At 60.1% G+C, this 24,293-nt stretch carries 20 protein-coding genes and 1 tRNA gene; 7 read left to right on the forward strand and 14 right to left on the reverse strand.

Annotation, left to right across the window (positions count from 1 at the left end):
- Positions 1–41: 41 nt before the first annotated feature.
- The 5 genes from rplA to FB472_RS04815 all read right to left on the reverse strand — a co-directional run bounded on the left by rplA (position 42) and on the right by FB472_RS04815 (position 2,747).
- Positions 42–731 carry a 50S ribosomal protein L1 gene (rplA, locus tag FB472_RS04795; protein ID WP_141989874.1) on the reverse strand — a complete coding sequence of 230 codons (690 nt, stop codon included), beginning with the start codon at positions 729–731 and terminating at the stop codon, positions 42–44.
- A complete protein-coding gene (rplK, locus tag FB472_RS04800; protein WP_141989875.1) occupies positions 731–1,165 on the reverse strand; it encodes a 50S ribosomal protein L11 in 435 nt (144 codons plus the stop codon). Before rplK ends, rplA begins: the two co-directional genes overlap by 1 nt.
- A gap of 87 nt (positions 1,166–1,252) precedes the next feature.
- Positions 1,253–2,272 carry a transcription termination/antitermination protein NusG gene (nusG, locus tag FB472_RS04805; protein WP_141989876.1) on the reverse strand — a complete coding sequence of 340 codons (1,020 nt, stop codon included), beginning with the start codon at positions 2,270–2,272 and terminating at the stop codon, positions 1,253–1,255.
- Between the two features lie 57 nt (positions 2,273–2,329).
- Positions 2,330–2,611, reverse strand: coding sequence for a preprotein translocase subunit SecE (gene secE / locus FB472_RS04810; RefSeq protein ID WP_141989877.1), 282 nt, complete (start codon positions 2,609–2,611; stop codon positions 2,330–2,332).
- Between the two features lie 63 nt (positions 2,612–2,674).
- Positions 2,675–2,747: transfer RNA gene (locus tag FB472_RS04815), tRNA-Trp, on the reverse strand.
- Positions 2,748–2,950: 203 nt separating this feature from the next.
- Between FB472_RS04815 and FB472_RS04820 the strand changes: the two genes are divergently transcribed.
- The 4 genes from FB472_RS04820 to FB472_RS04835 all read left to right on the forward strand — a co-directional run bounded on the left by FB472_RS04820 (position 2,951) and on the right by FB472_RS04835 (position 6,792).
- Entirely contained in the window at positions 2,951–4,147 is a 1,197-nt protein-coding gene (locus FB472_RS04820; RefSeq protein ID WP_141989878.1) for a pyridoxal phosphate-dependent aminotransferase, read from the forward strand.
- A gap of 32 nt (positions 4,148–4,179) precedes the next feature.
- On the forward strand, positions 4,180–4,926 hold the full coding sequence (locus FB472_RS04825; RefSeq protein WP_170192015.1) for a HEAT repeat domain-containing protein: 747 nt from the start codon (positions 4,180–4,182) through the stop codon (positions 4,924–4,926).
- A gap of 127 nt (positions 4,927–5,053) precedes the next feature.
- Positions 5,054–5,935 (forward strand): ABC transporter ATP-binding protein, encoded by an 882-nt coding sequence (locus FB472_RS04830; protein ID WP_141989879.1) that lies wholly within the window; start codon positions 5,054–5,056, stop codon positions 5,933–5,935.
- Positions 5,932–6,792 carry an ABC transporter permease gene (locus FB472_RS04835; protein ID WP_246078084.1) on the forward strand — a complete coding sequence of 287 codons (861 nt, stop codon included), beginning with the start codon at positions 5,932–5,934 and terminating at the stop codon, positions 6,790–6,792. Before FB472_RS04830 ends, FB472_RS04835 begins: the two co-directional genes overlap by 4 nt.
- A 37-nt stretch (positions 6,793–6,829) precedes the next feature.
- Here the strand turns inward: FB472_RS04835 and FB472_RS04840 are convergent, their stop codons facing one another.
- From FB472_RS04840 to FB472_RS04880, 8 genes are all read right to left on the reverse strand, one after another.
- On the reverse strand, positions 6,830–7,963 hold the full coding sequence (locus FB472_RS04840; RefSeq protein ID WP_141989880.1) for a UDP-N-acetylmuramate dehydrogenase: 1,134 nt from the start codon (positions 7,961–7,963) through the stop codon (positions 6,830–6,832).
- Positions 7,960–8,367: a MaoC/PaaZ C-terminal domain-containing protein gene (locus tag FB472_RS04845; protein ID WP_141989881.1), complete on the reverse strand. Its 408-nt coding sequence runs from the start codon at positions 8,365–8,367 to the stop codon at positions 7,960–7,962. Before FB472_RS04845 ends, FB472_RS04840 begins: the two co-directional genes overlap by 4 nt.
- Entirely contained in the window at positions 8,364–8,810 is a 447-nt protein-coding gene (locus FB472_RS04850; protein ID WP_141989882.1) for an FAS1-like dehydratase domain-containing protein, read from the reverse strand. The genes FB472_RS04845 and FB472_RS04850 overlap by 4 nt, the downstream gene beginning before the upstream one ends.
- Positions 8,811–9,168: 358 nt before the next feature.
- Positions 9,169–9,681 carry a Brp/Blh family beta-carotene 15,15'-dioxygenase gene (locus FB472_RS04860; protein WP_141989883.1) on the reverse strand — a complete coding sequence of 171 codons (513 nt, stop codon included), beginning with the start codon at positions 9,679–9,681 and terminating at the stop codon, positions 9,169–9,171.
- Positions 9,682–9,825: 144 nt separating this feature from the next.
- Entirely contained in the window at positions 9,826–10,179 is a 354-nt protein-coding gene (locus FB472_RS04865; RefSeq protein ID WP_141989884.1) for a Rossmann-fold NAD(P)-binding domain-containing protein, read from the reverse strand.
- Positions 10,180–10,350: 171 nt separating this feature from the next.
- A complete protein-coding gene (locus tag FB472_RS04870) occupies positions 10,351–17,721 on the reverse strand; it encodes a DUF5979 domain-containing protein (RefSeq protein ID WP_246078086.1) in 7,371 nt (2,456 codons plus the stop codon).
- Positions 17,722–18,633: 912 nt separating this feature from the next.
- Positions 18,634–19,446 carry a hypothetical protein gene (locus FB472_RS04875; protein WP_141989886.1) on the reverse strand — a complete coding sequence of 271 codons (813 nt, stop codon included), beginning with the start codon at positions 19,444–19,446 and terminating at the stop codon, positions 18,634–18,636.
- Complete coding sequence (locus FB472_RS04880) at positions 19,443–20,465, reverse strand: TerC family protein (protein WP_141989887.1); 1,023 nt, start codon at positions 20,463–20,465, stop codon at positions 19,443–19,445. Before FB472_RS04880 ends, FB472_RS04875 begins: the two co-directional genes overlap by 4 nt.
- 449 nt (positions 20,466–20,914) lie before the next feature.
- Between FB472_RS04880 and FB472_RS04885 the strand changes: the two genes are divergently transcribed.
- Together FB472_RS04885 and FB472_RS04890 are read left to right on the forward strand one after the other, a co-directional pair.
- Entirely contained in the window at positions 20,915–21,262 is a 348-nt protein-coding gene (locus FB472_RS04885; RefSeq protein WP_141989888.1) for a PadR family transcriptional regulator, read from the forward strand.
- Positions 21,259–22,581, forward strand: coding sequence for a hypothetical protein (locus FB472_RS04890; protein ID WP_141989889.1), 1,323 nt, complete (start codon positions 21,259–21,261; stop codon positions 22,579–22,581). Before FB472_RS04885 ends, FB472_RS04890 begins: the two co-directional genes overlap by 4 nt.
- Positions 22,582–22,647: 66 nt before the next feature.
- On the opposite strand, the gene FB472_RS04895 is transcribed toward FB472_RS04890, so the two are convergent.
- Complete coding sequence (locus FB472_RS04895; RefSeq protein WP_141989890.1) at positions 22,648–23,229, reverse strand: helix-turn-helix domain-containing protein; 582 nt, start codon at positions 23,227–23,229, stop codon at positions 22,648–22,650.
- Between the two features lie 88 nt (positions 23,230–23,317).
- On the opposite strand from FB472_RS04895, the gene speB reads away from it, so the two are divergent.
- The gene (gene speB, locus FB472_RS04900; RefSeq protein WP_141989891.1) at positions 23,318–24,292 is read left to right on the forward strand and encodes an agmatinase; all 975 of its coding nucleotides are present in this window, start codon (positions 23,318–23,320) and stop codon (positions 24,290–24,292) included.
- Position 24,293 lies beyond the last annotated feature (1 nt).

The following is a 24,293-nucleotide window of genomic DNA, read 5'->3' on the forward strand; positions in this document are numbered from 1 at the left end:
CGGGGGCCGGCAGAAGCCGACCCCCGTTCACTACAGCAGTACTAGATCGAGTTGACGTCGACCGGGATACCAGGACCAAAGGTCGTGGAAACTGTTGCCTTGGTGATGTAGCGACCCTTCGAGGAACTGGGCTTGGCGCGAAGAACTTCTTCGAGCGCTGCCTTGATGTTCTCGTCAAGCTGCTCGGCGGTGAATGCCGTCTTGCCAACAATGAAGTGCACGTTGGAGTGCTTGTCGACACGGAATTCGATCTTTCCGCCCTTGATGTCAGAAACAGCCTTGGCTGTGTCTGGGGTAACCGTTCCGGTCTTCGGGTTCGGCATGAGGCCACGGGGGCCAAGAACCTTACCCAAACGACCAACCTGGCCCATGAGCTCAGGGGTCGAAACAGCAGCGTCGAAGCTGGTGTAGCCGGCAGCAACCTTCTCGATGAGCTCTGCGCCACCGACCTCGTCAGCACCAGCAGCGAGAGCTGCCTCGGCGGCGGGACCGGTTGCGAAAACGATAACGCGAGCAGTCTTACCCGTGCCGTGGGGCAGGATAACCGTGCCACGAACCATCTGGTCGGCTTTGCGAGGGTCGACACCCAAACGAAGAGCTACCTCAACGGTGGAATCGAACTTCTTCGAGCCGGTCTCGCGAGCAACAGTGACAGCCTCGGTGGGCGTGTAGAACTTGCCGTCTTCGAGCTTGTCGACGGCGGCCTTGTATGCCTTGGAATTCTTGGACATTATGCCTCCACCGTGATTCCCATCGAACGAGCAGTGCCCGCGATGATCTTCATTGCGCCGTCAATGTCGTTGGCGTTGAGGTCAGCCATCTTCTGCTCGGCGATCGTACGAACCTGGTCTTTGCTGAGCTGCGCAACCTTGACGGTGTGCGGTGTGCCCGAACCCTTAGCGACTCCCGCAGCTTTCTTGATGAGTTCTGCTGCCGGTGGGGTTTTGAGGATGAACGTGAATGAACGATCCTCGTACACGGTGATCTCTACCGGGATAACGTTTCCACGCTGTGCCTCGGTAGCGGCGTTGTACGCCTTGCAGAACTCCATGATGTTAACGCCGTGCTGACCCAGCGCAGGCCCGATGGGCGGTGCGGGGTTGGCGGCGCCGGCTTGGATCTGAAGCTTAATCAGACCTGTAACCTTCTTTTTCTTCGGTGCCATTGTGTTTCCTTTACTGTACGAACTGACCCGTGTGGCCAACTCTCCCGCACCCCGGAAGGCGCGGTGTTTTTTTAGGGGCGTTCGCCCTTAAAGCTTGGTGACCTGATCGAAGCTGAGCTCGACCGGGGTCTCGCGCTCGAAAAGTGAAACGAGAACGATGAGCTTTCCGCTCTCGGCCTTGATCTCGCTGATCGATCCGGGAAGACCCGCGAACGAACCCTCCTTGATGGTGATGGTCTCGCCGATCTCGAAGTCGATCTCGGCCGGAATGGAACGCGCCGCAGTCTTGCCCTTGGTCGACGAACCCTTGGTTGCGGGGGCTTCGACGATTTCAACAAGGCTCTTCAGCATGTTGAAAGCTTCTTCGAAGCGCAGCGGTACCGGGTTGTGAGCGTTGCCGACGAAGCCGGTAACTCCTGGGGTGTGACGAACAACGGACCAGCTGTCTTCGTTAAGGTCCATGCGAACCAGAACGTAGCCCGGGATGCGAACGCGGTTGACCAGCTTGCGCTGGCCATTCTTGATTTCGACAACATCTTCCATCGGCACTTCAACCTGGAAAACGTAGTCTTCCATCGCCATCGATACCTTGCGGGTCTCAATGTTGTGCTTGACGCGCTTCTCGAACCCGGCGTAGGAGTGGATGACGTACCACTTGCCCGGCTGAAGCTTGAGATCCATGCGGAACTCGGCGTAGGGGTCGACCTCAACCTCTTCGAGGGCCGCAGCGTCAGCGGTCTCGGCGTCAGCGTCAGCGTCAGCGTCAGCGGTCTCGGCGTCAGCGTCAGCGGTCTCGGCGTCATCCGCTGCTTCGTCATCAGTGGCCGCGACGGACGCATCAGCCTCGGCCGCGTCATCAATGTCAAGTGCGTCGTTTACTACAGCGTCTGCCTCGGGGTCAGCCGCGGCATCCAGAGCTTCAAGGAGGCCGGCAAGATCGGCATCGACATCGGTCGAACCATCTTCGACGTGCATCGCTTGGTGCTCAGCGGAATCTTCTGAACGCTCTGCCTCAGCCAGGGTGTTCCCCGTCTGCGCCTCATCCTCCTCGGAGGACTGCTCGGCTGCCGTAGCTAGCTCGGAGTCTTCGCGGTGGTTCTCGGACACTAAATCTCTTTTCGTTGCTCTGCAGTTCGGCCGTGGCCGCTGCGGTTTATGAAGGGCCTAAATAGCCAAGTTGGGATCGCCGAACAAGAAGTTCACCAGCGCACTAAACCCAAAATCGAGCCCGGAAACGATACCCATCATGATGACGACGAAGACAAGGACCACGAGTGTAAAGCTGACCAGTTCACGCCGTGTTGGCGTCACTACCTTCTTGAGCTCGTTGAGTACCTGGCGGATAAAAAGAACCATGCGCCCGAAGGGTCCACGACGTTGCTCGCTATCCTTCTTCGCCTTGGCGACGACGTCCTCGCTGGGCACGTCTACGTCTTTCTTGGCCACTCTTACTACCTTCCGATACTTCGGCTTGCTCGACCCATTCCGTGAATCACGGAGTGGGACTTGCAGGGCGGACAGGACTCGAACCTGCAACCTGCGGTTTTGGAGACCGCTGCTCTACCAATTGAGCCACCACCCTCTGCGAGAGACCTGAATCTCTGGCATCCACACTGTCACACAACTCTGTTCAAAAATGAAAAGTAGGCGCGCGAAAGTATGGCAGTAATCAAGTACTTCTTCCAGTGTACGGCATCCCGAGCCCTCACAAAATGCACGGTGCCCCACACCGTCTGCGAGCCAATTCACCGAGCACAGAAAACGCCTAAGCCCTAGACTTGGCGGGTGACCTCACCTCGCCTCTCCGCCCGAATTTCCGCTATCGCCGAATCGGCCACTCTCAAGGTGGATGCCAAGGCTAAGTCCCTTCTCGCGGCCGGTCGCCCGATCATTAGCTATGCGGCGGGTGAACCTGACTTCGCGACCCCGGCGAACATTGTGGATGCCGCATCCCTGGCAGTGCTCGACCCCAAGAACCACCGCTACACGCCCGCAGCCGGACTTCCAGAACTGCGTGAAGCGATTGCAGCAAAGACCTTGCGCGACAGCGGCCTCGAGGTGGGCATCAACCAGATCGTTGTCACCAACGGGGGCAAACAGGCCGTCTATCAGGCCTTCGCCACTCTGGTCGACGCGGGTGACGAAGTGATCGTTCCCACCCCGTACTGGACCACCTACCCCGAAGCAATCAAACTCGCCGGTGGCACCATGGTCGATGTCTTCGCCGGTGCCGACCAGGGTTACCTCGTGACCGTCGAACAGCTTGAAGCGGCTCGCACCGACAAGACGAAGGTGCTGCTCTTCGTTTCACCGTCGAACCCCACCGGCGCCGTGTACACACCCGAGCAGACGAAAGCCATCGGCGAGTGGGCTCTCGAGCACGGCATCTGGGTGATCAGCGATGACATCTACCAAAACCTCGTCTACGACGGAGTGCGTGCCGTCTCGATCGTCGAGGCCGTTCCGGCACTGGCCGACACCACAATTCTGGTGAACGGTGTCGCCAAGAGCTACTCAATGACCGGCTGGCGACTCGGCTGGATGGTCGGCCCCGTGGACGCCATGAAGGGAGCGGCAAACCTCCAGTCGCACCTCACCAGCAATGTCTCCAATATCTCCCAGCGTGCCGCCATCGAAGCCCTCACCGGCCCGCAGGAAGCTGTCGAAGAGATGCGCGTCGCCTTCGACCGCCGCCGAAAGCTGATGGTCTCTGAGCTCAACAAGATCGAAGGGCTCCACTGCCCCACACCCGAGGGTGCGTTCTATGTGTACCCAGATGTTGCGGGGCTACTCAATCGCGAATGGGGCGGGGTCACCCCCACAACAAGTCTCGAACTCGCCGACCTCATTCTCGACCAGGCCGAAGTTGCCGTTGTGCCGGGCGAAGCATTCGGGCCCAGCGGCTACCTGCGCCTCTCCTACGCCCTTGGCGACGACGCGCTACTCGAAGGCGTACAACGCCTGCAGAAGCTCTTCAGCTAACAGAACCGCCAACGCGGCGGTGGAGGAACTTGATGGACACCACGCCACCGCGTGACGATGCTGCTGATGGTGCCACTGCTGCCGGTGCCGCCGCCCGACTCAGAGCTGCGCTCACTGCCACTCCCCCATCGGTGCGGTTGCAAGCCGCGATGGCTGCTGGCACCCATCCGCGCACCGAATATGTGTCCGTGCTGCTAGAGCGATGTGCAATCGAACCCGATCTCAACGTTCGCGAGACACTCACGTGGGCGCTGATGCGGCATCCGGCGTCGATCACTGTTCCGTTGTTGATTGATGAAGTGCAGTCGGCACATGCGCAAGCGCGAAGCCAAGCGCTGCACACCCTCTCGAAGATTGGTGACCCTCAAGGGTGGGCGGCGATCACACCCAAAGTACTCAACGATGCCGACGACTCTGTTGCCCGCACTGCGTGGCGCGTTGCCGCCGTGCTCGTGCCCGACGGCCGCGAACACGAACTTGCCCGGATACTGGTGGCCCACCTGGGACGCGGCGACCGCGATGCCCAGATGAGCCTCAGTCGCGCACTCATTACCCTCGGCGACAGCGCTTCACCGCTGCTCAAGCGCATCGCAGAAAGCGGAAATGAACGCGCCCGCGTTCATGCGATTGCGACTAACCTATTGCGCGACTCGCCCACCGATGGGTTCGACGCCGCCGTGTTCGACGCCGAATTGCAAGTGATGTTGGTGGATGCCGCGGCCGCGGCCGATGAGGTCAATGGAGATCCCGGTGCAGAACCCGGCACCGACGGCGACTAGCCCTGGCTGGATGCGGCCAGAAACCCCGCCCCGAACTCCGACATCCACCCCGCATCAACCGATCAGTTGACTGACTTCTCACCGTGAGTCGCTGCCGCCGAGAGCCCGGACAGGGGACGATAGAAGCATGAACACCACCGCCCCTGTCGTGCAGGTCGAGAATCTGCGCAAAACGTACGGCTCATTTGCCGCCGTCGATTCGGTCAGCTTCGAGATTCAGCGCGGCGAAACCTTCGCCCTGCTGGGCCCCAATGGTGCCGGCAAGTCAACCACGATCGAGATTCTTGAAGGCTACCGGGATCGCACGAGCGGCTCTGCACGCGTTCTAGGCGTCGACCCCGGCAAGGGCGGTCTCGCCTGGAAGGCGCGGCTCGGAATCGTGCTGCAGTCCAGCGGCGAGAGCGGCAATGTGACGGTGCGTGAGCAACTCACCCACTTCGCTGGCCTCTACCCCAACCCGCGCAAAGTTGACGAAGTTATTGCATCGGTGGGACTCGAAGAGAAGACCGGCACCCTCATCCGCAAACTCTCCGGTGGTCAACGACGACGAGTGGATGTTGCGCTTGGCATCATCGGCAACCCCGAGCTTGTGTTCCTCGACGAACCCACCACAGGCTTCGACCCCGAAGCCCGCCAACAATTTTGGCGCCTGATTCGTAGGCTCAAAGCGGATGGCACCAGCATCCTCCTCACCACTCACTACCTCGACGAGGCAGCACAATTGGGTGACCGTGCTGGCGTTATCGCTGGCGGAAAAATGATCGATATTGGTGCAATTGACGAGCTCGGTGGCGCCGAAGCACGGGTACCGATCGTGCGCTGGCGCGAAAGGGGCGGGGACACCGTGCGCGAAGAACGCACCCACAGCCCCGGAACACTCGTGGCATCCCTCATGACCAACGGCATCGAACCGGCTGGGCTCGAAGTCATTCGCCCCAGCCTCGAAGACATCTACCTGCAACTCGTCGCAGACCACGCGACCGCACACGAAGTGGAGAATGCGCGATGAGCACCACAACTTCAGAACCGAAGGTCTCCACCCGCCGCACTTATGGCATCAATTTCGGCCGCACCCTGAACCTCGGACTGAGCCGCATCAAGTACGAAGTGCGCGGCTACTTCCGTCAGGGCGATTCGGTGTTCTTGACCTTCCTCTTCCCCGTCGTAATGCTCACGATTTTTGCTGTCGCCTTTAGCGAACAGAACTTCGGAACAGAAGAGGAACCACTGACCGCTGCCGCCTTCTATCTACCAGGGATGATCGCCGCCGGGCTGATACTGAGCGGCCTACAAAACATGGCCATCGACATTGCCATGGAGAAGAGCGACGGCACCCTCAAACGACTCGCCGGCACCCCACTTCCGGTGATGAGCTATTTCATCGGAAAAATCGGGCAAGTATTCGTGACCGGCGTCCTGCAGGCAACACTGGTGCTTGTGGTTGCGAGTGTCGGGTTCGGCGTTGAACTGCCGAACGAACCAAGCAAATGGCTGACCTTCGCTTGGGTCTTTGTGCTCGGTGTCACGACATCCGCCGTGCTGGGGATTGCGCTGAGCGCGCTGCCCCGCAGCGGCAAGAGTGCCACTGCCGTTGTTATTCCTATTGCCCTCATTCTGCAATTCATTTCCGGTGTCTATCTGGGCTTCTCCATGCTGCCCGACTGGTTGCAGAACTTTGCCAGCATCTTCCCTCTCAAGTGGATGGCGCAGGGAATGCGCGAAGTATTCCTTCCCGCGAGCTTCGAAGTTCTTGAGCAATCAGAGAGCTGGAACCTCCCCGGCGTTGCCATCGCCACCGGCCTCTGGCTGGTCGTTGGTCTGATCGTGACGCGCATCACGTTCCGCTGGATCCGCAAGGACAGCTAAATGGGTTACCTGCGCTGAGTTAACCTCCTCAGCCCAGCTAGGTTAGTTCGACACCGACAGCGACAGGCTCTGGCTGCAGCCGGATGCCGTACCTGCTGAGCACTAGCGCTGCGATGTAGCGCGATAGTTCGGAAACTTCGGCAGCGGTGGCACCCGTACGGTTCACGATCGCGAGACTGTGTTTGGTTGATACTGCGGCGCGGGAGCCGGGCAGACGAAACCCTTTGGGCACCCCAGAGTGTTCGATGAGCCAGGCTGCGCTGAGTTTCACCATGCGCTGTTTCGGTGGCGGTGGCGGTGCCGGAGTTTCGCCGAGCGGAACAACAATGTCGGCTACCGGTTCGTCGTCGATAACCCAACGTGGGGCATCCGCTGGCAGTGCTCGGGCAATGTTTTCGGGCACGATCGGGTTGGTGAAGAATGAGCCACAGCTCACAGAGTCCGGTTCGTTCGGATCAAGCACCATAGCTTTGGATGCGCGCAGGGCCAGCACGGTGTCACGCACCTGCTGCACGGGCACTTCGTCCCCGACGTTGACGCTGAGGGCGGTGGCTAGTTGTTGGTAGCGCGCGGTGCTGGTCGGCGATGCTGTGAGCGCAAAATGGGCGGCTACGACGACTCCGACGCGACCGCGTTTGATGACGGAGGTTCGGTATCCGAGTTCAAGTTCGGCGGTGCTCAGGTGCACAAGTTTGCCGCTGGAGTAGTCAAGAAAGTCGATGCCCTCTAGGGCGCTCGACACCTCTTGACCATAGGCGCCAATGTTTTGGATGGGGGCGGCACCGACAGACCCGGGGATGCCACTGAGTGCTTCCATTCCGGCCCACCCGCGTGCCACAAGACGCTCGACGAGCCGATCCCACGGTTCCCCGGCTTGCACCCGAATGCGCAGCGAGTTGTCATCCTGCGAGACCACATCGATGCCGCGGGTGGCGATGTGGATGACCGTACCGTCGAAGCCCTCGTCGGCAACAACCATATTGGAGCCGCCGCCGATCAGCAGCCAGTGGTCTCCCCGCTGCCAGACGGTGCGCACCGTGTCGACGAGTTCGTTTTCGGTGGTGGGACGGAACAGTTCGTGTGCGGGCCCGCCGACTCGGATGGTGGTGAGGTCGGCGAGCATGGTGCTGTCAGCGAGTGCTCCGCTGCTGCGGTGAACTATGTCGTTCATTCGTGGAGTTTGACCCTCACTTGGGCTTTACCAAGCACGGTCTGGTCGGCTGCGCTGACGGTGAGATCAATGCGGGTCACATCTTCTTCGATGGCACCAACTTTGGCGGTTACCGAAACGGTGACGCCCCCATTGCCGTCGACGACAACGGGGCGGGTGAAGCGCACCCCGTATTCGACGAGGTCGCCCCGGCCACCCATCCAATCAATGACGGGTTGCACGGCGAGGCCCATGGTGAGCATGCCGTGGGCGAGCACTCCTGGCAGGCCAACGGAAGCGGCAACGTCATCACGGTAGTGGATGGGATTGAAGTCTCCGGATGCTCCCGCGTAGCGCACGAGGGAGAAGCGGGTGAGCACCACTGTGCCGCTAATAAGTTCTTGGCCAACGACGAGGTCGCTCATTCGGTGCCTCTCATGACGAGTACGGAGGTAGCGGTGACAACGTGCGCACCGGCACTGTCACTGATGGATGTTTCTGCGGTGATCATGTCGTTGCCGCCAAGGGATCTGATGCTGGTGACGGTCAGAATCGCGGTGAGTTCGTCGCCCGCGACGATGGGCCGCGTGTAGGTAAACTTCTGTTCGCCGTGCACGATGCGGGAGAAGTCGATGCCAGTGTCGGGGGCTGCCAGGAGCAGGGCAAGACCTGCTTCTTGGATGACGACGGCGAAGGTGGGCGGTGCGACAACGTCGGCATAGCCAGCTTCTCTCGCAGCTTCTGGATCGTGATTGAGCGGGCTCTGCGCGAAGACGGCACGAGAAAATTCGCGCACTTTTTCGCGCCCGACGAGGTAGGGGCTGGTGGGCGGGAATACCCGGCCCTGTAGTTCTGGGTTTACTGGCACGGTTACCAGCTTAGGCAATGTTTGATGCTCTACGTAGTTGACGCCCTGCGTTGATGCCCTGCGTTGATGCCCTGCGCATTAATGGGTGAAGCCCCGGTGACCGTGTGGTCTGCCGGGGCTTCAGGAATCTTATGTGGTGCGAGCCGAGTAAATGATTACTGGCAGCTGTCGCACTGCAGAAGATCCATTGGGTCGACGGGTACTGCGTAGCCGCCAACGTTGTTGTCGTTATCCATACGAACCTCCTTAAAGTTTTATCGGTACTGACGACGCGATGTCGTGGGTTCCACTATATACAGGGAATGACACCCGTGTCATTACACAACATGTAGTGTCTCGGCGTGTCGCCGTACTTTTTTTAAAGCGTCGCCGGAGCGACCACCTGAATCAGGCCGGTAAAAACAATTTGCAGAAGATTGGCATCGAAGGAGGGGGCCCGACTCGACGCGAACAGGATGCCGGCCGTGGCGAGGATTGGCACGACACTCTCCCAGGGTCGACCCCGGCGGGCCGCAAGCACAGCTCCGACCAGCATTCCCATAAGGACAACCGGTGCGATCCAGAACTGCGCCCCCGCAATAGCTGACCCCGCCCCCGGAGCGAGAGTGTCATGGAGCCCTGCAACCACCTCCTGATGGGCAAGCGATGGAAGGCTCAGCAGCGCAACTCCGTCGACGACCCGCGGCCAGAGTGCTCGGTCGGCGTTCCAATCGCGCCCAAAATGAATCGCAGACACCGTCAGGAACACCACAAGACTCGGGCCGGGGGCAAGCATCCAGAGCACCACCACGACGGCAACCGCACCGAGGTGGCTGAGGTTGAAGACGGCGAAGCTCACCGGACCGCGCCAGAGCCCGATACGCCGGGTGATGAGAGGATCGAGCGACGCGTTCGGCCATCAGCAGGAAATAGTCGGCTGTTTTTTCGGGGCGAGCGGGCACCGCCTGCAGGAAGATGCGGTCCATTTCCCGCCGAGCTCACGGCTCAGCGGGGTGTCCGACAGGCGTGTGACCCGCTAGTCGCGCTTGCGCGCAGCAGTCCGCCCACCGTTGGATTCTGAGGAATGCATATCCGGAGGCTGCGCGCAGTGCCCCGCCCGCAACGCCAGCGTGAACGACACCGGAGATTCGCTCTCCAGCTCCACGCCCGCGAAGCACTGATAGAGCATGGCCGGCTGCCGCACCGGCCGCGTGTCAACGACCCAGTGTGCCGTCACGGCACCCGAGCGCGTGGTGAGGCGAACCCCGCCGGGCACGGCTTCGAGTTGGTCCACCCACGTTGCCATCTGCACCGTAACCTGCGGCGACGCCGCGATGCGAGCCACAGCATCGGCATAGAAGTCTGAGCCGCGAACGTACTGGTAGCTCATTCCGCGCACGGACCGGGTGGCGCTGCGGCCGGACCAAGGATGATGAGATCAACTTCGACATCGCGGAACTTACTTGAGACTCTAACCCGGCGTGATCTGAGGCGACGACCATGCACCGGTTCCTAGACCGATCCTGTGCGGGGGGCGTCGGATCGGTCTAGGGCGGTAACGCTACTCGGCAGACTCTGTCTCTCGGTGACGACGACGCTTAAGCAGAGCGAAGCCAAGGAACAGTCCACCGACCAGAATCAGTCCGAGCGGGACTAGCACGAGCGATGCTGACTCTGAACTGGAGCCCGTGTAGGCAAGACGGTACGAGTTCGTGAACGTGATCGCGTTGGGTGCCTCGGCACCAGTCCAGCGCAGCGGGATCAGCGTTACTGAAGCCCCCGCGATTGACGGTCCCGCGCTGCGATCAGCAGCCATCACGGTCGTGGCGGTCTCGGTCGCCCCTCCCGTGTCAGTCTCCACAATCGTGCAGTCTGCACCCTCAGCGAGTTCGGTCCAGGTCGCCGTCTCACCATTGGAGATGGGCTGTGCAGCGTCTTCTGCTGCGCCGATGTCTCGACCGCCAAGCGTGCAGGTGAGCGTGAGCTCGAAGGGACCGATTGCACGAGTGCCAGCATTGCCGGCATCAATGACTCGTTTGGTCGCTGCCACCTCGGCAAACCGGTAGGTGTTCTCAACCGAGAGCGGCGACTGCACCTGATCATCGACTGATAGCACCGTGTCATCGACGGTAACCACGAATTCTCCATCGACGATCTCGGCAGAGTTTACGTCGAGGATCCGTGTGATGCTCGCCCCGCCGGTGCGGGTTTCTGTGAGCGCGCATTCGGCGCCCGAGGCAAGCCCCGTGTAGTCAGCGACTGGGGATGACGCCGTCACCGTGCGGGTTGCTCCCCCCGGGATCTCCACACCTTCCCCGTCCCGCATACAGCTCAGGCTGAACTCGAACTCAATCGCGGGTACCGGCGTGCGCGCAAACTTGTCGATCGCACCAGCATCGCCGGCAAACGTCTTCGTGACCTCAACTGACCCCGTCAGGTACCAGTTGGTGACGTCGATGTTCGCGATAGGTGATGGCACATCCACCGTTGGTGCTGGAACGGTAAGCTCGCCGACCGTGGTGTCGCTGCCATCATTGGGAGTAATCACCACCGCATCCGCACCCTGAAGACTTGATTCCGTAAAGGTGCATTCTGATCCGGCAATGATGTCCTCAAGCACGGCCTGCCAAGCATTTCCTGCATTCAGGAGCACCGAGTCGTCGAACTGCGTTGTCGCGCCGAACGTACACAGCACGGCCACCGTGAAGGTTTTGTTCTCACCGAACTGAGCGGAGCCCTCGCCCAGCAACTTCTTCGTGACGATCAGTGCCGCCGGCGCATCAAACCGGTTGTCGGCGTTGGTCGTGTTGGTGACCACGTCCCCAACACTGTTCGGGCTCAGCCGGGTAAACGTCGCGGTGCGGGCAGTGTTGTCGACGGCAACACTCGACCCGGGGTGCGTTGAGTCTGTGCTTGCCGTCATGATGATCGCGTCAGCATCTTTTGGATCGGTTTCTGTGACGACGCAGTCGGAGTTAACCGGAATCCCAGTAATGGTGCGCGACTGTGTATCGTCCAGCGTGAACGACGCATCTGCTGCCGCAAGCGGCACTGTGACACCGAGGAACGTACAGCTCACGGTGAACTCATACTCCGTCGGGATGACTGGGGCTGTGGTGGTGACAGTCTTTGACACCGTGAGGCCCGCCAACTCGTAGTCATTGGTCAATGTCACCGCCGGGAACGACTCGGGATCGTCAATGCGGGGATCGATGGTTACCGTGGTGGCAGTGTAGCTGGACTGGCCGCTCGCTCGTGTCTCCGTTACGGTGCACTCAGCTCCCCCAGGCAGGTCGGTAAAGACAATGTCCGGAACGGTTGCGGGCACCGTGGTCGTGTCTAACGTCATGGTGAAGTCGCGCTCAAGGGTCTCGGTTAGAGAGGTGCAGACGAGCGTGCCCTCAAAGGTCTGACCGTTGGGGATGAACGAGGCTGCATCGCCAGTGATTTCCTTTTGCAGACGAAGTCCGCCGGTGGCTAATGCCACTGAGACGACCGAATAATCGAGGGCGGTAACGCGCGTATCTGTCACACCCGTTCTGGTAATTGCGGATGCCGAGAGAGAGTTATTTGCCCTGGTGTTCGCACCCGGTGTCGCTGACAGCGCAGCGGTCCGCGTCACGATATCGATGGTGACGATGTCGGCAGGTTTGAACAGTTGCGTGTTCGGAAAGTCGATCACGAACTGGAGACCTGTGACCGCGGTTGGATCGTCAAGGCCTCCGGCGGTCCATAGCGCCCAGCCCGTTGCCGGGTCATTCCCGCACACGTTCGGGTTCGACGGATTCTGGAGGACCGCCTTACACGGTAATTCTGCTGTCGTGTAGTAGACGCGCATATCTGCTTCGGAGGCACCCAGGTTTGCCGTAATTTTGTCGGCGAATCCTGCGCTCCATCGTGAATCTCGCACAAAGTTGTCGAGAATTGTCTGGTCGCTCACGTCGGGGAGCCTCGTGGACAGAACTAGCCGCGGCATGGTGGTCGTACCCGTGTTTTGCGCGGTGAGGCGCCACGTTTGCTCCTGACCGGGGAGTGTTAGCGGAACACAGGGAAGGCTCGAGAACCCGGCGCTACTCTGAGCTGCTGCGCACTCAGCGTTCGTTCCTCCGGTGAAACCTTGATCGATCGGGAAGTCAGTGTCGAGGTTCGCTTTCACCGTCATGAGCGCCCGGAGTGCTGCCTGCTCTGATGGGCGCACCATCGTACCGGTGGAGCACTCACCGGATGGCTCGTCATAATCCGCGGTGAACCCTGCCGGGGCTTTGCAAATGTCGAAGGCGCGGTCACCAGTTATTCCGAAACGATTGGTGACGTTGGCGTCGTTGACGACTCCGGGTCGGAACATCATTGGGATGGTAATCAGGTAGCTCTGTCCGACTTCCAACACCGAGCCGCTGGGAAAAGTAAATTGAATTTCGGTCGGACCAAAGGAATCCGCGGTGACATCGACGTTTGGGCCACTGGTGCCGGAGGGCAGAGGCGTGCCGTTAGCCGGTGCCGGTGCGGCGCCCGTCAACGCGTACTTGTAGGTCCACGGTTTATCGGGATCAAAGATGAGCTGTGCGCCTGTGGCGTCACTGGGGAGGTAATCAGTGATGACCGGGTTGAGAATTGGCCAGTTTCCTGTGTTGGTTACCCTCAACGTGTAATCAAAGACTCGACCGGGCGCTTTCACCCCGGCTGGGCGTTTGTGCACCTCGACGCCGGTGTTCGCATAGCGATATTGGTAGTCCGCGACGTTGCTTGCGGTTGCCGTCTTTCCCCAAATTCCGAGCACGTCGGCGCTGAGGGAGTTCGTGGTGGTGCCGGGAACTGTTTCGCCGGGCGATGCGTCATTGCCTGGCAGGTTGGTGAGAACGGGGCCTCCCGTGCGCAGGTCGGTGCGTCGCTGGACGAGGATGGGGATGCTGATTGTTGGTGCTTGTGGGTTTTCCCACTGGGAATTATCAAGACGCTTGATTGTGAATCGGAGGCCCTCGACCTGATTCGCGCTTACTCCGGGAGGGAGGAAGCCCGCCTGCACCTGAGCCTGCGTCTTCCATGTTCCCGCGCCCACCCAAGAGCCTTCCTGATCGATGCAGCGGGAAGCTGAAGCGCTATCAATAGCGGATTCGGTCCATGTTCGGCCAACACAAGCCTCGACCTGGATGACAGTTGCACTGAGTGACGAGGTAGGGCTGAAAGCTTGGAGTACGGGTCTGTTGGCTGGCACTCCGGTGAAGTTAAACGCGTTCCAGAATGTCGCACGATCATCCGTGATGGTCAGAGATTCGACTCTCTCAGAGCCTTCGGGCGTGGCATTGAGCGTCAGGAGAACGTTGTTCTGCCGATTCGGTTCGACTTCGAAATTTGGACTAAAAGTTTTCTGCGTTCGGACGCCAATATTGCTGGCAATGAGCTCGATCTCCGCTTGATCGAGTGCCGCAAGTGTTTGATCGCTAAAGGTGGGATCAGTCACTGGGCTTGCGGTATCCCACCGAGAATCAGCAACAGTTGCTCGAGTCGAGTTGCGGATGGTGCCGGCGACAACCGCACCCCCCTCGCTTCTCTTGGTGGGCCGCAATCCCAAGTCGAACACAATAGTCGCTCTGCCGTTGATGGCGTTGATTTGACCCGTGTAGACGAAGGTGAACGCGGTCGCGTCTGCAAGCTGTGTGGCGGTCCAGCCACGAACTGTGTTGGAAACGGCCGTCAAGTCTGAGCCGGTCACAGTGAGGTTTACGCCAGTCGACTTGACGACGGTGACGGTGAGACCTGTGGCGCCGGTGGGATTAGTGATCGTCTGGAATCGCGTAAGATTCCACTCTTCGAAGGGTGCGTAGCTGGCCCCACCCCCTGACATATTCGGTTCACTGATGGTGAGGGAATCCACTCGTGCGGCTGTTTGGTTAGTGCCGGTGAGTGTTACCCGGCTTGTGGGTTGCACCGTTACAGAAGAGTCAGGGTCGGGGATCGGGATCGGACCGCCGGTCCAGGTCTTGGTCGCAGAAACCGCGAGTGCAACGTCGAGAAGTCGAAGGGTGTCGGACGCCCGATCCGTCAGCGGACCGCCAGCAACCAGCGTCGCCTCAGAATGTGCATCATTTCGGATCACGCTTCTGCCAGAGATAACGTCAGCGTTGTAACGGTAGCCGTCGACCACCGGCGAGGTGGCGTCGCTGCGGAGAGAGTCTCGCATCTGAAAAATAAGGTCGATTTTTCGGTTGTTGCCAATTGAGTCTGCGACTCCGGTGCCAGGAGCAGGCGCCAGTCCAGGACGATTTGTTCCCTCGGTGAACGTGAAGCGAACGGCCACGAAGTCAGCCTGTTGTGCGGAGGTGAGGGTGCGGGTAGGTGCCGCGCCTCCATCGCATCGCGCGGCCAGTGTGCAGTATCCGGGGATCGAGACCCAAGGGGTTGCGGCCGGGGCTGTTCTGCTGAAGAACTCGACGGCGACTTTGTCGTAGAGCATAAACGGATCATTGGCGCTGATCTGAGGGATCTGATGCAGGTTAAAGGCATCGTAGGTGCCCTTGGTCCATGCTTCGGGGTCGGGGTTGCCTTCGGAGTCCACTGCCCCGTCATACACAACCATCGCCTCTACGCCGGTATAACCGTCTGTGGACCACGAAAGCCGCGCCCGCGTGCGCTCGTTGTTGCTGGTCACCATGGGGCCTTGATCGCTGAGGTTGTTCGTTCGAATGAAGTCCTTTTCGAGCAGGTTGGTTGATCCTCCACTCCCCGCACTGTCATAGGGAACCAAGATGACTTCCGGGCATGGGCTGGAGACGGCGTTGTTCGACGTCAAAGCGGCCAAGCCTTCGCCGCTGAAACCGCTCGAGGCGCTGCAGTTCTCCACGGTGGCTGCTGCATTCGGCAGGGGTGTCACGGTGTCCCTCAGCGTTGCACGAAGCGCATACTCAATGTTTGCGACGAGAGTTTGGTCGGGTTGGAAGCCGGTGGTGCTGGACCAGTCGAGTTTGAGACCATAAATATCATTTCGCAACGATTCGGGGATCTCGAGAGTAGGCTCCGTCCCCGGACCGATATCGGTCAAAGACGGGATCTCAAAATAATCCCCGGCAAAATTGCGATAGGAGACGGTCAGGGTGGCGTCACCGGGCACCGGAGTGACCACAAACCGGGTTGCGTTAAAGTGCTTGTACCAGTCGCTGAGGCCGGTCTCTGTAGCCGGGTCGATCATCTCAATGTGATTTAGCGCTCGCGTGGAGTTCGGATAGGCCAGGACATCCGTCTTCAGCGTCACCGTGGTGGACTGACCAGGTGCTGCCCGAAGGGAGCCTCGAGAGAGTGACTTGGACGTCTTAAGGTTGACCTGATCGGCAAGAACAATAACTGTGTCGGTCGCGTACTTGGGTCCGACATTCTGGCTGTATGAGTCGACTGCTGTGACCTTGATCTGGTTTGTGTACGTCACACTCCGGTTGGGAGAGACCTGTTCCGGATTTGCCGTGATCGTGAACGGTACTGTTGCGGAAACGCCCTGCGCCATCGTTCCCGTGAACGTCACACTAAATCCAGTGACACGCAAAGGAGACCCCGAAGCGGGCAAGCCGGGCGCGGTCGCCGGGAGTGCCGCGCTGCTAGTTCCATCATCAAAGTAGTAGGTGATGGTTGCGGCGGTCGCCCCAGCTGGCCAGACGACTCCGCCGGTGAAGCCACTGAATAGCAGCCCCCCACCAATGTGGGCGGACGCGAGCGGATTCGTTGAATCGGTGAGGGTCGGATCAGAAGGCTCAGAAATCGTCAGTGACGTGAGAGGAATCGAGCCAGCATTACCACCGGTGAGAGTGACCGTGCTCTGCGTGAGGTCGTTGGCCCCGAAAGTCACCGTAGACATTCGATCAGGAGAGATCGTCTTTCCGGCAGAAACAGCACTCGTCGCGGCCGTCACCACATAACTGGCTGTCACCGGTTTGTTGGCGGAAAGCGCGTCCCGAGTAACAATCGATTGGGCAGTGTTCGGGTATGTGGCAGCACTGATGCCGACGCGATTCTCCAGATTCACCACGAAGTTTGCACCGGCGGCGCGCGGAATATCCGCAGATGCGCCGGAGAAGAATGCGATGCGCACACCGCCAGCATTCGCAGGAACAACACCGGAAGGGAAGGCAAGAGCATTGCCAGAGCTGACGGACGGAGCATCCACCCACGCAGGTGTCGCTAAGGATGCGTCCCAGAGCGAGACCACAGCCGAAGTTGCCCCCGCCGGCCAGGTAACCGAGTCGAGGGTCTTCAGCTCGAGCGCGGTGCGAAAAATATTTCCCGCTGTTTCCGGGTTCACCGGATCCTGAATTGTGAGTGACGAAACGCTCGCGTTCGACGTGTTCGTTCCACCCAGAGTTAATTGCGTTCCCAGACCGGCTACCGCGATGTTTGACGACGGTAAGAATGATTTCGTGGGCTGGGTGGCAAGCTCCTGCGGCACGATGATCTGAACAGAGGCGCTGTCGGTGAGCACCGGTGCGTTTTCGGCAACCATGGTTGAGGTATTCACCACGGTGAGGGGGGTGGGCGTGTAATCAAGGTCGGAACGAACTGTCACCGGAATTGTTACCGTGACGGTGATGTTTGTGAGGCCCTTTTGTCCTGCCGGCGAGAGGAGATCTTGAGAAAATTCGACTCGAACGGTTTGTCCACTCACCGTGATGGTGCGCTCGGATTCACCAAGCGAGGGCGTGAGAAGAATTTCGCTCGCATCCGGAAGGATGAATTCTGCAGGGATCTCGTCTGTCAGAACTGCGTTGACACATTCGTCGGTTAGAACAGAACAACCAACTTCGATGCTCCAGTTGAACGAATCACCAGGGCCAACGACGGCAGCGTTGGCGGTCTTCTCGTTGCGAACGGCGGCCGGCTCAAACGCGAAAGCAGCAGTTGTCGGAATAAGCATCGACGCTACGACCAGCAGTGCTGTTGCTACGGAGACCATCGCACGGAGTGGGCGTGCCCGACGGGTGCCGGGTTTCGGAGAACGTGAATGGGCTTTTCGGGTAAGCATCAGTCGATACCTCGGGTAGTACGGTCTCAACCAAACAATCGAGCGCTCTATTGAGGCCAGCCAGTTCGGGTTTCTGCAGGGTTGTGAAAATTCGGGTTTCTGCAGGGTCGGGTAAATTCGGGTTAGTCCGGGTGAATTCGGGTTACACGGCAACATTCCATCGGGAGGAATCCAACCATTCCCCAATTTAGGGGAAATATTCGACTGATTGGGAGGAACTGAAAATCTTTCTTACCCCATTGCGCGGGTCGAATGGCCGGTCTATGGCGAGGCTTGGGCGGGGAAGCGGCAGTCGTAACGACCGTATCAGCGGGGGGGGGGGGGGGGCTCCAGGTGGACACCATGACAGTCAGCCGCCGAAGTTCAAACTGAAACAAGTGATCACCTGCCCCCACTCGTGGCGCTGCTCATCGCGATGCTCACCGCTGGAGGGCACTACCCGTTCTCGGCATAATCTCCTGCATCGTGTTACTCACCCAACAAAACGGTCAGGTTTGGATCTTTGCCACGGTGGTACTTTCTACCGGAACGGTGCTGTGCTTCACGGTCCGGGCGACTGCGCGTCGACGAACGGATGCCGCCACGGTTCCACGTTAGATACTCAGAGGGAGATCGACCAGCTATTGAGCCGCACTTCGTCGAGTTCTGCGGTGCTGGAATCAGAATCAATCTCGGCGATAAGTTCACTCTCCTTAAAGCCCGAACTGTTCTCAGGGGGTGCGCGATTCTGAACTTCCCGCGAAAGTGACCGCACCGTTGCTGGTGATTGCTGTGAGAGGAGACGATGGGGCGGAGAAGCAGAGAATGTTGGCTCGTTCCTCAACCACCCCATTCATCTGTGGCCTAGCGGCCGAAGAGGTCGCCGAGCCCGGGAATGGTGAAATTAGAACCCAATTCAGTCACCTGATCGCCAAGACCTGAGACAGTGTCGCCCGCGCTGGCCGCCAACTCATCGACTCCCCCGGTGAGGCCCCCGAGATCGATGCCGCCAGCGAGAGTTTCAAAATCTACGCCCAAGTTTGACGCTTGCTCGAGAAGGGGCCCTGCGAGGGAACTCACGACTGCTCCCCCGGCAACAGCAGCGAGCACTCCGCCTGCAGCAAGTCCTGCACCCGCGACGGCACCACCCACCATCGCCCCCCGGCCGACGCCGCTACCCGGGCGTGATGTGGTGCCGCCGGCACGGGCAAGCAGCCCGCGAAGGAGTCCCGGACGGCTAGCTTCTGTTCGCGCCGCGGCACGAGCGAGATCATCGGCTCCGGCCGTGGTGGGGCGTTCGTTGGCCGGGAGCTCTTCTCTCATCCGCTGCTGAATCTGCTCGCGCTGAGCCGGTGTGAGACGCTCGAATGCCTCGCGGTGAACCTGCTCAATCTGGTGCGGGTCGGCAGTCTGTAGGAGGTAGTCGTAGCGCGCGATTGCCGCGCGATCAGCGCTGTCCGTCGCTGCTGCCGCAGGACGGCCAGCTTCTGCTCTCACGGTGGGCCCTGCCGCAGGACGGCCACTTTCCGCGGTGCGACCGTCACCCGTGATCGCATCGGCTGCGCTCCGCACCATCCCTCGCCAGTCGGTTTGTCCAGATTGTGCGCCGTGGTTCGGCTGACCAGAGCCGTCAAGGGCTTTCTTGGCGAGTCCGGTCAGCTTGGCGAACATGCTCATTTAGAGTGCTCCTTCGTGGTCGGAAGATCTGTCGGTGCGGATGCTTTCGGGTCTGGACGCTTTGCGCGAGTCTTGAGCAGGCTCGCTACCGTGGCGACAGTGACGGTAGCGAGGATGAATAGCAGAGAGAACGTGATGGGAATCTCGGGAACCCACAAGAGCGGCTCCCCACCATTGACGAACGGCAGCTCGTTCACATGCAGGGCGTGGAATACAAGCTTCACCCCAATGAACGCGAGGATGACCGCAAGGCCCTGTGCCAGGTAGACCAACCGTTGAAGCAATCCACCGATGAGGAAGAACAGTTGACGCAGCCCCATCAGCGCGAATGCGTTCGCCGTGAAGACAATGTAGGCCTCGTTGGTGAGGCCGTAGATGGCGGGAATTGAGTCGACCGCGAAGATGACGTCAACGAAGCCGATCGCGACGATGGTCAGCAGCATGGGGGTGACGAACCGTTTACCGTTCTTCACGACCGTGAGCTTGTCTCCGTGGTATTCGTCGGTCACCGAGAGGTGCCGACGGATGAAGCGCATGAACCGGTTGTTGGCTGGGTCGGTTTCGTGGCTTGAGAATGCTTGACGGTAGGCCAAGAAGAGCAGGAGCGCGCCGAAGATATAGAAAATCCACGACAGGTTCTCGATCAGTGCAGCGCCGACGGCGATAAAGCCACCCCGCAGGATGAGGGCAATGACGATGCCAATCATCAGCACCTTCTGCTGGTAAATCTTCGGCACCGCGAACGCGCTCATAACAAGAAGGAACACGAAGAGGTTGTCGATCGAGAGTGCCTTCTCGGTGAGATAGCCGGCGAAGTACTCGCCGCCGAAGGTCCATCCCGAGACCATTCCCACACCGACGCCGAACAGCAGTGCGAGACCGATGTAGAACGCCGACCAGCGGGCTGACTCACCGATGGTGGGCTCGTGCGGTTTTCGCACGTGGGCGTAGAACTCGTAAACAAAGAACGCGATCGTCACAGCAATAGTGATGAACCAGATCAGGGGTGTGATCTGCATAAGAGAACTCCAAAGGGGTTGGCTGTGAGACGGCGCCAAGGTCTCCTCCGCCCTGAGCAGATCAGAACCGGCGGCCCGGAATGCAACGATGCATACGTATTGACGGGCCGACCGCAGACGGGAGTACTCCCCTTGTTGACGATGAGACTACAAGACAACACTGGCAAAGTGCTATTTGTGCCGTCACCAATCTCAGAATTGGGCCCCACGCACCGTTTCCGTGATTAGGAAGATCTTCTCTTCCGGATGAATGTCTGACGATGAACAGGCAGGGAGAAGTACGGCCTCGCCGAGAGGATGGCGACACCGATTGCTGCGCGAAATGGAGAGGAGGAATAACGACTCGTCATCCAATTGGGTTACAGAACTGCGATTCGACTGTCGAGAAACCTCGACTCAGGCGGCGGAGATGACGCGCGCGATACTCCCGATGTGGGTATACTCCCTACATGACGGAAACCGCGTTCTGGATCTTGACCGTTCTTTCTTCGGGGAGTCGGCACGGTTACGCCATCCTCACCTCTGTTGGCGAGCTGAGCGAAGGTGCGGTGGTACTGCGCGTGACCACGCTGTATGCCTCGCTTGAGCGGTTAGAACGCGACGGTCGCATCCACGTTGTTGGTGAAGAAGTGGTGGATGGGCGTGCGCGACGGTATTACGACATCACCGACGAAGGGCGCACTGAACTCGCTGCCGAAGCGGAGCGTTTAGCGCGGCGCGCTGCAGTGGCACAGGCCAGTATCGCCGCTCGAACACCGCCTGCCCGTGCCGCCACCGTCTCGACGGTCACCGCATGAGCCCTCCTCGCCGCTCGAGCTATCAGAGGCTCCTGCGCTGGTATCCGCCATCGTGGCGTCGCGCCAACGGTCAGGTGATGCTCGACACTCTGGAGCAACATTCAGAGGCGACTGGGCATGCGAAACCATCAGCGGGTGAAGCCTGGTCAATTCGCGCCCACGGTCTCGCCGAGCGAGCGACGCCACCCCGGATCGTCGGGATATCCGCGGCCGCTTTGCTGCTCAGCCTCGTTCCCACTGCAGCACTCTGGTTCGGCGCACCACTCAACGGCCCCGGGTTGATGGGTGCGCAATTCTTCGCATCCGTATTCACCAGTATTGGCGCAGGGGCGCTGCTTCTGCGTGCAGGAATGCTCCATGCTGAGCCAGCGCTCTTCGCGGGCATAGTCGCGACCCCCGCCTGGGTGTTCGGCGGGCTCGCTGGGGCATCCTGGAGTGTCGGATTCGATGAAGCTGATGCGGGAGGCGGACTCTCGTGGTTCGGTAGCGCCACCGGAGAATTCATGCTTGCGGGGTGGGTTTTGGGAACGATAGCGCTGGCACCCATCGCCTTCGAAACATTTCGCGGGATTCGCTCCCGAACTGTGCGGCGAACCGTGAGCGTGCTCGTTGCGGGGCCCACCGCACTCGCTCTCGGCGTGGGCGCACTGCTCCTGCAGGGAACAATCGTGGCTTCGGTCGGTGTGCTCATCGCCGCCACCATCCACCTGCGCAGCCCACAGACACCGGCACACACCCAACGCTTGGGCCGCGCGAGGTTGTCGTCCACTGCACGAAAGTCGCTCGCAGTCGCGACCTCCGGTGCCGCAATTCTGGGCATCGGCTGCGTCGTCTTCGCACTGACGGGAAGCACCTGGCCTCGGATCGCCCTTGACTCCACAGAAACCATGCGCCTAGGCCTCCTGGGCGGAGCACTCGTCGCCATCATCACCGTCGTCTCGAGTGCCATAGCATTGCATCCACGGATGGGTCGAACAGCCATCTGGGCGGCGGCGGTGTTGGTCGTGGCCCTCATCGTGCTCGCGGCCAGTTATGCGGGGGATATCGATAGTCCGTTGGGCTGGACGTGGCTACTGATTGCGGCAACATTGACGGGACTTGCGGGAGCACTGCTGCTGGCACCCGTGCTGCCGGGCACCCCGCTGATGCGCGCTGGGCTCATCGCCGCGATCAGTGTTGCTCTCGCAGCGACGCTCGGCCTAATGGTAATTACTATCGCCGCTTTCGTTGCCCCCGTGATCGCCGTCGCCGTTACTGTCATCCTGTGGCGCCGCCCACGCCAACAGGCGCCGGTGACACCGTTTGTCCACGCTGCGTGATGGCTGCGAATCAGCGGGCCCGTGGCGGGAAGTTCGGGCGCTCCGCGTAACGACCAGAGCCGCCATTTACTCTCCGCGCCACGACGCGGGAACGATCGTCCAGATCACTTCTGCACCGCTGTCGGGGTCGGCAACCCAGTTGTGGGGTTCTCGTCCCGGGAACGTGAGCGAGTCGCCGGCCCTGAGTGGAATCTCGCGATCAACGAATCGCAGGATGAGTGCACCGGCAAGCACATGAAGCATTTCAACTTCGCAACTGATCGTGTAAAAAGCGTCGCCGCCGTTTGCTTCAGGATCCATTCGTGACCGGATGACCTGAACCCGTGATTCATTGCGCGGCGAGATGAGTCGTTCGTCCACGCCGCGTCCGCCCAGATTGATGTGCGGCGCATCATCCAACGAAATCTTGACCGCCTCAGGTTCAGCAAAAAGCGATCCAATCTCAATGGAGAGCACCTGACACAGCTGCACCAGGGTCGCGACACTGGGTGAAGTTTCGTCCCGTTCGAGCCGACTCAGAAATCCTTTCGTGAACCCGGCTGTTGTGGCAACCTGCTCGAGCGTGAGGCCCTGAGCTTTGCGGGCGCCACGGATGCGGGCTCCAATGGCGAGCGCTTCAATGCTGGGTGACGGCGACACCGGTCTCATGGTTGTCCTTCACTGGTTCGGGGTTGACGAAGACGATCGACGGGTTTACTGTAAGTTCACGTTTACTGTTGATTATCGAAAGTTTACTATGACGAAACATATTGTGGGTCCGGTCGATGCAAGTATTGTCCCTCGCTTTGCCGGAATCGCAACCTTCGCTCGTCTCCCGCGCATTGAGGATGTCGATCGAGTAGACATCGCGGTGGTCGGTGTGCCCTTCGACAGTGGAGTGAGTTACCGTCCCGGCGCGCGCTTCGGCCCCGCCCACGTGCGGGAAGCTTCCCGGTTGCTGAGGCCCTACAACCCGGCTCAAGACATCTCGCCATTCGCTGTTCAGCAGGTTGCTGATGCAGGAGATATCGCCGCGAACCCTTTCAGCATTGACGATGCAGTGCGCGAAATCGAAGCTGCCGCCCTCGAGCTGGCAACCCGCGCAGACAAGATCGTCACCATTGGTGGCGACCACACAATCGCGCTGCCCCTACTTCGTGCTGTCGCCCAGAAGCACGGACCCGTAGCAGTGCTGCACTTCGACGCCCATCTCGACACCTGGGACACCTACTTCGGTGCCCCAGTAACCCACGGCACCCCATTCCGTCGCGCCTCCGAGGAAGGGCTGATCGACCTCACGGCAAGCATGCACGTGGGAACTCGTGGCCCCTTGTACAGCGCCGACGACCTCACCGACGACACGAGGCTCGGCTTCGCGGTCGTGACGAGCGAAGACGTAGAAGAGAGGGGTGTCGCCGCGGCGATCGACCGCATTCGCACCCGTATCGGTGACAAACCGCTCTACATCTCTATTGACATTGACGTGCTCGATCCAGCACACGCACCCGGAACTGGCACCCCTGAAGCCGGCGGACTCACGAGCCGTGAACTTCTGCGCATGATCCGCGCTCTTTCAGACAGGAACATTGTCGGTGCGGATGTCGTAGAAATAGCCCCCGCCTACGATCACGCCCAACTGACGGCGATCGCGGCCAGTCACGTTGCCTACGAACTAATTAGCGCAATGGCTCCGCGCGAGACCCATCAAACAACCGCCGCAGCAGAGAGCTAGA

The organism is Rhodoglobus vestalii (assembly GCF_006788895.1).
GTDB classification, from domain to species: domain Bacteria; phylum Actinomycetota; class Actinomycetes; order Actinomycetales; family Microbacteriaceae; genus Rhodoglobus; species Rhodoglobus vestalii.